At 56.9% G+C, this 12,092-nt stretch carries 10 protein-coding genes; 1 reads left to right on the plus strand and 9 read right to left on the minus strand.

The window, feature by feature from the left end:
• Positions 1-40: 40 nt before the first annotated feature.
• The 6 genes from EPE01S_RS00510 to EPE01S_RS00535 form a co-directional block, all read right to left on the minus strand.
• Positions 41-355: a PTS sugar transporter subunit IIB gene (locus EPE01S_RS00510; RefSeq protein WP_062742620.1), complete on the minus strand. Its 315-nt coding sequence runs from the start codon at positions 353-355 to the stop codon at positions 41-43.
• A gap of 61 nt (positions 356-416) precedes the next feature.
• Entirely contained in the window at positions 417-2,474 is a 2,058-nt protein-coding gene (locus EPE01S_RS00515; RefSeq protein ID WP_062742621.1) for a beta-galactosidase, read from the minus strand.
• Positions 2,475-2,521: 47 nt separating this feature from the next.
• A complete protein-coding gene (locus EPE01S_RS00520; RefSeq protein ID WP_062743074.1) occupies positions 2,522-3,682 on the minus strand; it encodes a glycoside hydrolase family 53 protein in 1,161 nt (386 codons plus the stop codon).
• A 36-nt stretch (positions 3,683-3,718) separates the two neighbouring features.
• Positions 3,719-4,570 carry a sugar ABC transporter permease gene (locus EPE01S_RS00525; protein ID WP_062742622.1) on the minus strand — a complete coding sequence of 284 codons (852 nt, stop codon included), beginning with the start codon at positions 4,568-4,570 and terminating at the stop codon, positions 3,719-3,721.
• Positions 4,571-4,579: 9 nt separating this feature from the next.
• Entirely contained in the window at positions 4,580-5,887 is a 1,308-nt protein-coding gene (locus EPE01S_RS00530; RefSeq protein WP_062742623.1) for a carbohydrate ABC transporter permease, read from the minus strand.
• Positions 5,888-5,928: 41 nt separating this feature from the next.
• Positions 5,929-7,149 carry an extracellular solute-binding protein gene (locus EPE01S_RS00535; protein WP_062742624.1) on the minus strand — a complete coding sequence of 407 codons (1,221 nt, stop codon included), beginning with the start codon at positions 7,147-7,149 and terminating at the stop codon, positions 5,929-5,931.
• Positions 7,150-7,477: 328 nt separating this feature from the next.
• Between EPE01S_RS00535 and EPE01S_RS00540 the strand changes: the two genes are divergently transcribed.
• Positions 7,478-8,599, plus strand: coding sequence for an ABC transporter ATP-binding protein (locus EPE01S_RS00540; protein ID WP_062742625.1), 1,122 nt, complete (start codon positions 7,478-7,480; stop codon positions 8,597-8,599).
• Positions 8,600-8,797: 198 nt separating this feature from the next.
• Here EPE01S_RS00540 and EPE01S_RS00545 read toward each other — a convergent pair whose 3' ends face one another.
• The 3 genes from EPE01S_RS00545 to gmuD all read right to left on the minus strand — a co-directional run bounded on the left by EPE01S_RS00545 (position 8,798) and on the right by gmuD (position 12,078).
• The gene (locus tag EPE01S_RS00545) at positions 8,798-10,225 is read right to left on the minus strand and encodes a carbohydrate porin (RefSeq protein WP_062742626.1); all 1,428 of its coding nucleotides are present in this window, start codon (positions 10,223-10,225) and stop codon (positions 8,798-8,800) included.
• A gap of 157 nt (positions 10,226-10,382) precedes the next feature.
• Positions 10,383-10,685 (minus strand): PTS lactose/cellobiose transporter subunit IIA, encoded by a 303-nt coding sequence (locus tag EPE01S_RS00550; RefSeq protein WP_062742627.1) that lies wholly within the window; start codon positions 10,683-10,685, stop codon positions 10,383-10,385.
• Positions 10,678-12,078 (minus strand): 6-phospho-beta-glucosidase GmuD, encoded by a 1,401-nt coding sequence (gene gmuD, locus EPE01S_RS00555; protein ID WP_062742628.1) that lies wholly within the window; start codon positions 12,076-12,078, stop codon positions 10,678-10,680. Before gmuD ends, EPE01S_RS00550 begins: the two co-directional genes overlap by 8 nt.
• Between the last annotated feature and the right edge of the window lie 14 nt (positions 12,079-12,092).

The following is a 12,092-nucleotide window of genomic DNA, read 5'->3' on the forward strand; positions in this document are numbered from 1 at the left end:
GCTTATTGGGATAACCGTCACCGGTTATCCTTTTTTTTGCTCAGTGCTGGCGGGAGAAGCGGGCTTCCATCAGCTCGCGCAGGCGGTCTGACTGCGTGCCAAAGATCGCATGAACCTCGTGCCCCAGAATCACCACGCCGAGTGCGCCAGCCTGCTGAAGACCCTCATTATCCACCGCAGACAGGGATTTCACCGTAACCCGAAGCCGGGTCAGGCAGGCATCGACCTGGACAATATTGTCCCTGCCGCCAAAACAGACCATCAGCCGGTCCAGCAGCACGCCGTCTTCGGCCGTCGCCTCCGTCGCCACCTTCTCCCGGCTGAAGTAGTGCTTAAATAATTTCAGACTGACCATCATCTTCTCCTTACGTGTCGCAAAAAAAAAGCGGGCCCGTGGCCCGCCAGTGAAAGAACAGTTACAGCGGGGCGCGCAGCACGCGGCAGCCCCAGGGGGGAATACTCAGCGTGCCGGTCAGCGGCGCACCGTCGATCAGGTCGGAGATATGCGCAGGCAGCGTGACGGCGTGTGTCTGCGCCGTATAGTTCTGCAGGAAGACAAAGCTGTGCTCGCCATCGGTACGTCGGTGCGCGGTAACGCCCGGCGGGAAGTCGACCGCCAGCGCACGCGGCAGAGCCAGCCGGGTGATCAGCGCACCGTAGAAATCACGGTGAAACGCCCGATCGTTACGCGAAGCGATGTACCACGCCTGCCCTTCGCCCACGCGGTTGACGGTGACCGCCGATTTACCGGCATAAAAATCACTTTCATAGACCGCCAGCGCCGTCGCCCCTTCCAGGTGAATATGTTCACAAAGCTCACGTGCCTGATACGTGCCCTGTAAACCCAGCTCGTTACCGGCAAGGGCACGTACGCCATTGCTCTCTTCATCCGTCAGACTGTCAATCTCCTCTGACCAAATCCCCAGTAGCGGTCGCAACGGCCCCGGGAACCCACCGAGATGACAGAGATCGCTTTCATTCACCACGCCCGTCCAGTAGCTGGCAACAAACTGCCCGCCCCGATGCAGAAGCTGCTCCACCCGGGTGGCAAAGCCGTCGCGGACCATATACAGCATCGGCGCGATGACCAGCGTATAGCCGCTCAGATCCGCGTCAGCATTGATCACGTCTACCGCCACGCCCTGCTCCCAGAAGGTGCGGTAATGTTCTGTCACCGTGCGCTCATAGTGCAGGCCGATATTGCGCGGCCCCTGAGCATTGTCCATCGCCCAGCGGCTTTCCCAGTCAAAAATAATCGCCACTTTCGCGTCCACACGGGTGCCCTGCACGGGGGTCATCGCCGCCAGCATCCGGCCCAGTTCCGTCACCTCCCGGCCGATGCGCGTGTCCAGGTGACCGACGTGATCCACCACCGCACCGTGGAATTTTTCCACCGACCCGCGGCTTTTACGCCACTGGAAGTACTGCACGGCATCCGCCCCGTGAGCCACGGCCTGCAGTGACGACAGGATATGCATTCCCGGTTTTTTCAGCTTGCTGGTCGGCTGCCAGTTAGTGGCACCCGGCGTCGACTCCATCAGGACAAACGGTTTACCCTGTTTCAGCGTGCGCATCAGGTCGTGATACATGGCGGTGTAGCAGGCCAGCGTGGTTTCATCCTTCTCGTTATGCCACGTCGGGTAACTGTCCCAGGAGATAAAATCCAGCGGCTGCGACAGCTTCCAGTAGTCGTAGTCGTAGAAATACTCCATAAAGTTGGTGGTCGCAGGCAGCGACGGGTTGGCCGCTTTCAGCGGTTTGATCTCTTCCGCACAGAAGTCAGTCACCTGGTCGGTCATAAAGCGCCGCCAGTCAAGGTTCAGGCCGTGAATCGATGACTCCCCCTGCGGCGAGGGCGAGACAATCTGCGACCAGTCGGTGTAGGTGTGGCTCCAGAAGTCGCTCCACCAGGCATGATTGAGCTGTTCCAGGGTGCCATAGCGGCGCTGCAGCCAGCCGCGAAAAGCCTGCTGGCAGAAATCGCAGTGGCACTCGCCGCCGTACTCATTGGAAATATGCCAGCCAATCACCGCCGGATGATGCGCATAGCGCGTGGCCAGCTGCACGTTCATCGCCTGCACTTTTTGCCGGTACACTGGCGAGGTCATGCAGTGATTGTGACGCCCGCCGTGCAGCGCGGGCACGCGGTCGCGACCGGTGCGCAGCACCTCAGGGTATTTTTGCGACATCCACGCCGGGCGTGCGCCGCTTGGCGTGGCCAGGAACACCCGAATCGACTTCTGGTGCAACTTTTCCAGTACGTTATCCAGCCAGCCAAAGTCATAGCGGCCTTCTTCCGGCTCAAGTTTGGCCCAGCTGAAGATCCCGACCGACATGACATTACAGTGTGCCTGCTGCATCATCACAACATCGTCATCAATAATGCCCGGCGAGTTCTCCCACTGTTCGGGATTGTAATCCGCACCGTGCAGCAGCGCGTTAACGCCGGCAGAAAGCGGGGGGAATTTAGACATAACGGTTCCTCAGAGGTGTCAGCGACACCGGCCCTCAGGCCTGTAAATTAATGGAAAGCCTGAATTGACGGCAGTACTTTGCCCTGACAGTCAAACAGCGCCTGGTTCTCACGGGCGTTGCCCTGTTTCCACTCGTCGTGGATGTACTTCATCCCTTCTGGCGTGGCCCAGGTATTGCCCGGTGCGGCTATCCACATCGGCTCCCAGTAAACCACGCCCTTGCCACGGTGATTCGGCACGCTGAGCACCGCCTGCATCAGGTCATGCAGATAGGCGGCCTGACCCGCAACGGTAGCCGGATACCCCCCGTCTTTTTCTTCTTTCGCCTGGAAACTGTTCTCCGCGCTGTCGCAGTTTTTCAGCGTGTAGCCGTAGGCGGCCTCCACCACCATCACGTCTTTCTGATAGCGCTGGCTGATATCATCCATATTGGCTTTCAGCGCGCTGATCGGGCCGTTCCAGTAGGTGTACATCGACAGGCCAATGACATCGAACGGCACCTGACGGCGGGTAATTTCGTCGAACCACCAGCGGAACATGTCATTTTTCGTCCCTTCCGCCAGATGCAGCATGATTTTGACCTGAGACGGATCGCTGAGGTTTTCCCGCAGGCCGCTAATCGCCGCTTTCAGCAGCCCGGCCAGACGGTCAAATTCGCCGCCGTTCTGCCCCCAGCTTTTGCCCTCCGGCCACAGCATGCCGCCGTTCAGTTCGTTACCGATCTGCACGATATCCGGCAGCACCCCTTCGGCTTTGAAGCGCGCAATGGTGTCGCGGGTATAGTCATGAATGCGCGTTTCCAGCTGCGGGAAGGTGAGTTTTTCCCAGGCCTTTGGCTTGAACTGCTTGCCCGGATCGGTCCAGAAATCGCTGTAATGGAAGTCCAGCAGGATCTGCATACCTGCCGCTTTTGCGCGCTTCGCCAGCGCCAGCGTGGTGGGCAGATCGTTGGTCCCGCCGCCGTACGCTTTACCGCTGGCATCATAAGGGTCCACCCACAGCCGCAGGCGAAGCGTGTTGATACCGTTCGCCTTCAGAATGGCAATCGGATCCTGTAACTGATTGTCAGCGTTGTAAAATTTAACGCCCAGCTTCTCCAGTTCGGGCAGTGTGGAGATATCCGCGCCCTTAACAAAGTCCGCAGGCACCGGCCCGAGAGCAGGGATTGCCGGCGGATTCGCGGCGAAGAGAGGCAAAGCCCAGACCATGGCCAGGGCGAGAAACAGCGTTTTTGGTGTCATGATTTATCCCTTTGTACTTCCTGAAGTCAGGCCTGAAACGAAGTATTTCTGCAGCGCCAGGTAGAGGATGGCGACCGGAACGGCAATCAGCACGGCCCCCGCCGCGTAGGTGGTGTAACTGGCCCCCATTTTTTGCGAAACCAGATTGTATAAACCGATAGGCAGCGTGAACTGATCCGGGCTGCGCAGGATGGTGCTGGAGAGGATGAAATCCCCCAGCGGCCCGGTAAAGGAGAACAGCGCCACCACCGCGAGGATGGGCTTTGACAGCGGCATGATAATTTCAATAAAGACGCGGAAATTCCCGGCGCCATCCATGCGCGCAGACTCATCCAGATCCTTCGGAATGGCGTCGAGGTAGCCCTTCATCAGGTAGGTATTCATCGGGATCATGCCGCCGACGTAGATCAGCACCAGCGCCAGGTGGCTGTTGATTAATCCCAGCAGCTGCGACAGCACAAAGATGGCAATCAGTGCTGAAAACTGCGGGATCATCTGCAACAGCAGAAACAGCATCAGACCGTTCTGCCGCCCTTTAAAGCGAAAGCGCGAGAAGGCGTAGGCCGTGCAGCTGACGCTGATTAAGGTCAGCACCATGGTGAAGAAGCTGATTTTCATCGAATTCCAGTACCACGTCAGGTACGGCACCGTGCCGTTGAACAGGTCGCGGTAGTGCTGTAGCGAGGCGTTCTCCGGAATGATGGAGCTGCTCAGCAGGCTGTTACCGGCATTTAGCGATGCCCCTACCGTCCACACCAGCGGGTAGATAATGATGGCCGACACCATCAGTACCACCAGCCAGGTAAGCGACAGGCGCAGCCACTTTTCGCGTTTGATACTCACTGACTTAGCCATGATGCTCCCTTATGCCATCTCATCTTGTTTAAACGATTTGGTGGCGCGGAACTGCCACAGCGCCAGACCGACCACAAAGATCGACAGCAGAATCGTAATGGTGGCGGCAATCGCGTACTGCGACGACGACATGGTGAGTTTGTAGATCCACGACACCAGAATATCGGTACCGCCCGCGTTCGATCCCGCCACTGCCGGCCCGCCGTTGTTAAACAGGTAGATAATGTTGAAATTATTAAAGTTGAAGGTGTACTGGGTGATGATGATCGGTGCAATGGCGTACATCACCAGCGGCAGCGTGATGGTGCGCAGGCGCGTCCATGGGCCGGCACCGTCCATCATTGCGGCTTCATACAGATCATCCGGGATGGCCTGCAACACGCCGGTCGTCATGGCAAAGACAAACGGAAAGCCCAGCCAGGTCTGCATCATGATCAGCGCGGTTTTGGTCCAGAACGGGTCGGTCATCCACGCCTTTGGCGCAATCCCAAAGAAGTCGAGGATCGCGTTATTAATCACGCCAAAACTGTCGTTAAACATGCCGGCAAATACCAGGATGGTCACGAAGCCGGGCACCGCCCAGGGCAGAATAAAAATAGTGCGGATCAGCGGTTTAAAACGCAGGTCTTTCTGGTTAACCAGGATCGCCAGCATCACCCCCACCGAGCACTGCAACGTGGTGGCCAGCAGCGTCCAGACGACCGTCCACTGCAGCACGTCGAAGAAGGTTGATCGCCAGATAGACAGGGTGAAAATGTTGACGAAGTTTTTCAGCCCTACCCAGTCCACCAGCTTGGCCGGCGGCGTGTGATAGAGGTTGTAATTGGTAAAGGCGATGGCGAAGCCAAACAGGATCGGGAACACCACCACAAACACCAGCAGAATAAACCCCGGGGTGATCATCAGGTAAGGGAAGCCCTCGCGCAGCAGGAGCTGATACTGTTTGCGCACGCCGTGCAGCGGTTTTCCCTCATCGCGACGACAGCCGTTCAGCCATGCGTCGCGCACCGACAGCCCCCAAATCGTAATGCCGAAGGCGATGATCAGTACGCTGATGATCCCCTCTGCCAGCAGAAAGATGGAGTTATCGCGGGGGACCTGTTCCCCCAGCGTCGCCAGCCCCCACAGCCCCTGCTGCAGAAAGTTATGAAACACACCGTAAAAGCTGGTCAGCAGGATCAGAAAACAGATCCCCTTCGCCCACTGGCGGTGGTAAAACTGGCCGAAACCCGGTAACAGCGCCAGCAGTGCGCCCGTCAGCGCGTGCTGCCGGGTGCGCTTGTTGAGCATCAGTTTTTCACTGGGGGAAATCATCACAGCATTATCCTTCTTCATTCGTGCCGTTTGGTGAGCCCGGCTTACTGGTTGCTGGCCTGCATCGCTTCAATCTGCATGGTGATCTGCTTCACCGCGTTATCCAGCGCCACTTTTGGCTCCTGCTTACCGGTCACGCTCAGTTCCAGCGCGGTATTCGCCGGGCCCCACACTTCCTGCATCTCAGGCACACCCGGCATGGCAACGGCGCGTTCCGCCTGCACGGCCACGGCATTGGCTTTTTCATCGTTTTTAATCAGCGGATCGTTCATCAGCGCGACCACCGGCGGGATCTCCTGGGTCTTCTGGAAGCGTTCTTTGACGTACTGCGGCTGGTTAATAAACTGGATAAACTGCTGCGCCAGCGCTTTGTCCTGACTCCAGGTGGAAACCACATAGCCCTTCACGCCAAGGAACGAACTCATTGGTTTACCGTTAGGCAGCAAAGGCAGCGGTGCCACGCCATAATTAATGCCCGCTGACTGGTAAGGCTGGAACGCCCACGGGCCGTTGATCACCGCGGCGGCTTTTTTCTCTGTAAACAGCGAGTCGATGGCATTCAGGCCGTTATCACCGAGAATGCCGGACGGCAGCAGGCCCTGAGTGAAGAAACTCTTGAGGTAGGTGACGGCGTCGACGCTGCCTGCGGTGTTCAGCCCGATGTCCTGGGTGTTCAGCCCGCCCTTCCCGTCCTTACCGAAGATGTAGCCGCCCATCGGCGCGATGGCTCCCCAGCTGTAGTAAATCTGGTCAAATTTCGCCAGCAGGCCGTACTGCTTCGCTTCGCGCTGCTTTTTAGAAAATTCACGGTATTCATCCAGGGTTTTCAGCGGGGCCGGCAACAGGTCTTTGTTGTAGATCAGCACCAGCGTTTCCACCGCCTTCGGCACCCCGTAGACGACATTATTCTGGATGAAGGCCGCCATTGCTGACGGGGTGTAGGCCGCCTGATGCGCCGCATCGACGCTGATCGGTGACAGCAGGCCCTGCACCACTGCGCTGCCCAGCTGGTCGTTCGGGATCACCAGCACATCAGGGCCGATACCGGCCGGGCCATCCAGACGCAGCTTTTCAATCTGCTGGGCAAAGGGCATTTCCTGCACCTTGACCTCGACGTTGAACTGCTTCTGAAAATCAGCGATGGCCGTTTTAATACCGTCCGACTTCTTAATATCTTCCCAGACAGTCAGTTGCTGTGCGGCGTGGGCAGCCTGTCCCAATACCAGGGCTGACAGGAGCAGAGTGATGCGGGTTTTGACTTTCATTGCTGACCTCATGTGAAGGTATAACATTTATCCGTTTTTCATGTCGCTGTGATTCTTATCGCTACAGCGCAGCGCCCGATAAATGGGACTTGCAGAAGGAAAAGTGTTACAGCGTGTTGATGTCATACGCTACGCGGAACAAGGCGCGGCCTCCACCCCGTTCTCGCTAATATGTGATCGGTATTACAGAAATCAAAATCGACTCTAGGGTGCACTGCAGCAGGGGTTTATAGTCAAGCCAGATGCCACAAGGGTTCGCGTGTCACACCACTAAATTGTAATACGTAATACATTTTTCCCTACATTCCCCTTTTCGATGAGGATCCGCATGTCCAGCATCAGACTGAGAAACGTGTGTAAGCGTTTTGGCAAAACAGAAACGCTCAATAATATTCAACTGGATATTGAAGACGGTGAATTCACCGTGTTTGTCGGCCCCTCAGGCTGTGGCAAATCGACCCTGCTGCGGCTGATTGCCGGGCTGGAAGAGGTCAGTGACGGCGAGATCCTGATCGGAGATGAGCTAATGAATGACGTGGCCCCCGCCCACCGGGGTGTCGCGATGGTGTTCCAGTCCTACGCGCTCTATCCGCATATGACGGTGGCCGACAATATGGGTTACGGTCTGAAGGTCAACGGCGTGCCGAAAGACAAAATTCGCCATCAGGTGGAGATGGTGTCCAAGACGCTGCAACTTTCTCACCTGCTGGAACGCAAGCCGAAAGAGCTTTCCGGCGGCCAGCGTCAGCGTGTGGCGATTGGCCGGGCGATCGTGCGTAACCCTCGGGTGTTTATGTTTGATGAGCCTCTATCGAATCTGGATGCGGAACTGCGCGTGGATATGCGGTTGCACATCGCGAAACTGCACCAGGAGCTGAAAACCACCATGGTGTATGTCACGCACGATCAGATTGAGGCCATGACGCTGGCCGATAAAATCGTGGTGATGAACTACGGCAAGGTGGAACAGGTCGGCTCACCGATGGAACTCTATTACAACCCGGTCAACCGCTTTGTAGCCGGGTTTATCGGTTCGCCAAAGATGAATTTCCTGCCCGCACAGGTTGAGCACTGTAGCGCAGAGGCGCTGACCGTCACCGTGAATGAAGGGGCCAACAGGCTGGTGCTGCCCGCCCCGGCACGCTTACTGCAGCCAGGAGAGGAGCTGATGCTGGGCATCCGTCCGGAACATCTGCGGGTCAACAGCGAGGCCCCGCTCCATCTCGACTTCCACTGTGAAGTGGTGGAAAGGCTGGGTAATAACACTTATCTGTTCGGTCAGGTATATGGCCAGGACGGCTTTAAAATGCTGCTGCCGGGCGATGTCCATTTCCGGCCCTACCAAATGCTGCGTCCCGCCTTCTATCCTCACCAGTGCATGGTGTTTGATCGGGACGGGCTTCGCATCAGCGCGGATATCCCCCTGCCGCAGGACCAGGCTGCGGCCTGAGGCGGAAAGACAAACCACCGTCTGCGCTCAGCCCTGGCAGAGCCGGAGAGGCCCCCTGATGCCCCTCAACATGCGCCATCCGTGGCGCGTGACATCCGGCTTACCGCAGGCTGAGGCACTGTCTCTGGTGTTCACGCCAGGGGGAGAAGCGCCACCGTATCACGTGCTGCTCAAAAACGGCCTGGTCTTACATCCTGATCAGAACCAGGCTTCCCACATCGCGCCGACGTTGAACGAATCCAGCTGGGTATCGTCATCATTGCCGTTAATCCGTGCGGTGCGCTTGTTATCCACCTCGCCGCCAGTCACATAGAAGCGCAGCATAGGACGGAATTCCGGCCCCATGGCAATCGATACGTTCTGCGACAGCGTCAGCTTCCAGCCGTGGTTATCGCCGCCCTGGTCGTAATCCACCCGCTGATAGCCAGCTTCCAGCCACGTCGAATGCACGTCGTTCCACCAGTACATCGGCCGGACAATCGCGCCGTAGTTGCGGCGGTCGTCGGTGTTATCCGCTTTATTGGAATAATCGTGGAAGGCCAGCAGATACTCCACCTGCGCCTGTTGGGTAAACTTATAGTTACCTTCAAAGCTGGCGTAGACGGTGGTCAGCTCATCGGTTTTGTTGAACACGCTGTTGTCGGCGTTATTCGAGTAACGGGTGATCACTTTATTCACGCCGTTTTCGCCGGTGTGACTCAGTACCGCACCGCCCTGCCAGGCCTTCAGCCGCTCCTCGCTTTCGACAGCCTTAGAGTCAAAGCCGTAATTGGCATACAGCTCCAGATCCAGCGGGCCCACCTTCATGCCGTGTATTTTCGAGGTCAGCGCATAATTGCCTTTATCACCGGTCCCCGATCCGCCGGTACAGTTGATGCGTGACGGGTTGCCCTCTTCGTCCATGATTTCCGGGTTACAGGCCTCAACGGCAGCCACCGTCGCCACGTCAAACTTCACACCACCCAGTTCGAAGTTTTTCACCCCGGCCCCCTGGCCGTCGTGGTTCATCCAGAAGTAGTCGTTAATCCCCTGCTGTGGGCGCTGATGGAAGTCGCGCCCGGCCCACAGGTAGGCGTTGGGATTCGAGTCAAACAGGTTGGTGACGCCCGCGTAAGCCTTCTTGAGGTTCACCTCATCGCCCCAGTGGTCGATCATCACGTTGACGTCCCAGATGGCGCCGTTATCCCCCTTAAACGCTTTGGAAAGCTGGAACTCGCCGCCGTTGCCTTCGTTGCCCAGGCGACCGATGGCGGAGGAGCCGTTATAGGAGCCATCCACCCCGACAAATTTCTGGTCACCGCCCTGGAACTGCGCCCCGTAGCGGGCATACCCGGTAAACTGCACGCCAAACGGGATCGCCATATCCGGTGACTGCGCCGGGGTTTGCGGTTCGGTGATCACATCAGCTTTTTTCGCCACGGCCTTATCGATTTTGGCCTGGCGATCGGCCAGGGCCTTATCGACGGCCCCGTCAATTTTAGCCTGACGTTCGGCTAAGGCTTTATCCACCGCTTTTGCCACGATGGCGTCTATCTGTTCCTGCGTAAATTCTTGTGCAACGACGTTTCCAGAGCAAAGGGCGGCCATCACCGCCAGGGTAACCGGCAATTGATTAACTAGTTTCATAATATTCTCATTATGACTCTGCCTTTTATCAGCCGGCACGAGGCCGCGCTGATAAAGCAGCGTGAGTGCTGTTATTTTGAAAGTAAGGTATCAGGCTATCGTCAGATTGAATTATTTTGGGCTATTTCACGTTTCTCCTGTGGTTGAGGAATCACTATTAACGCTGATATAAGTGAATAATTTCTTCGGATAACTCGCGTGCCAGCAGCGAGGTCATTAAATGATCCTGTGCATGAACCATTATTAAGGTCATCGGCTGACGCCCTTCTCCGGCATCCTGTTCAATCAGCTTTGTCTGCATCTGATGGGCCAGACGTGAGAAACCATCAGCTTCAGTCAGCAACGCTTTCGCGTGTGTGATATCGCCGCTGCGCGCCGCGTGCAGGGCTTCAAAGCACAGGCTGCGCGACTGCCCGGCGTTGACGATGATCTCCATCACCGCCTCTTCTAAATCAATCATTGTTGTCTCCTTCACCGAATCCGTTATCTGCGGCCGTGCGGGCAAACCACTCTCCGCTTTTCTTCACCGTGCGCTGCTGCGTGGCTAAATCGAGTTGCACAAAGCCGTAGCGGTTTTTATAACCGTTACACCATGACCAGTTATCAATAAACGTCCACATATGATAGCCCAGGCAGTGGCTGCCTTCAGCGATCCCTTTATGCAGCCATTTAAGATGTCCGGTGACAAATTCAATACGGTAATCGTCCTGAATCTGGCCATTCTCTGTGAATCGCTGCTCATTTTCCACGCCCATCCCGTTCTCAGAAATAAAGCAGCGCGGATTATCATAATTAAGACGTAAATTAGTCAGGATGTCATATATGCCCGGCTCGTATATTTCCCAGCCACGGTACGGATTCATTTTCCTGCCGGGCATCTCGTAATTATCGAATAACCATTCCGGCATAAACGGCGAGTGTAAATTCACCGCACTGTCACGGCACTTCACGCGACGCGGCTGGTAATAGTTAATCCCCAGCAAATCGATTTTGCCCTCTGCGATTAATGCCCGATCCCCCGGCTGGCAGGCCGGTAGCTGATCGTAACGTTGCAGCAGCGTCATCAGATCCACCGGATATTCGCCGCGCAGCACCGGGTCGAGGAAACTGCGGTTAAACAACAGGTCGGCGTGGTGTGCTGCTGTCACATCCGCCGGATTCTGGGAGCGCGGATAGGACGGGGTGAGATTGAGCACAATGCCAATTTCCCCGGGGAACGATCCTGTCCGGAACGCACGTACCGCCTGCGCATGGGCCAGCACCGTGTGGTAGGCCACCGTTGCCGCCCGTTTGAAATCCACCACGTTGGGATAGTGGAAGTCATACAGATATCCGCCTTCCACCGGGACAATCGGCTCATTGAAGGTAAACCAGTGCAGCACGCGGTCACCAAACAGCTCAAAGCAGATTTTGGCATAGCGACTGAACGCCGCCACCACGTCACGATTCTCCCAGCCGCCCAGCCTCTGCATCGCCATCGGCATGTCGAAGTGGAACAGGGTAATAAACGGCTGGATCCTCTGCGCCAGCAGTTCATCAATCACGTGGTTGTAGAATGCCACGGCCTGCGGGTTCACCTCGCCCGTACCGTCCGGGATCAGCCGCGACCAGCTCAGCGAAGTACGGTAACTGTTGTGGTTAAGCTGTTTCAGCAACGCAATGTCGTCACGCCAGTGCTGGTAAAAAGTCGACGTATCCTGCGGCCCCACCTGCTGGTGGAAACGCCCCGGCTGGCTGGCGTACCAGGCATCCCAGGTGGTTTCGCCACGGGCTCCCGGCTGGCTCTCCCCTTCGGTTTGCAGCGCGGAGCTGGCGCTGCCCCACCAGAAATTGTCGGGAAATCTGTATTTCATCGTTTTACTCTCCA

This window comes from Erwinia persicina NBRC 102418, assembly GCF_001571305.1.
In the GTDB taxonomy this organism is placed as follows: Bacteria; Pseudomonadota; Gammaproteobacteria; order Enterobacterales; family Enterobacteriaceae; genus Erwinia; species Erwinia persicina.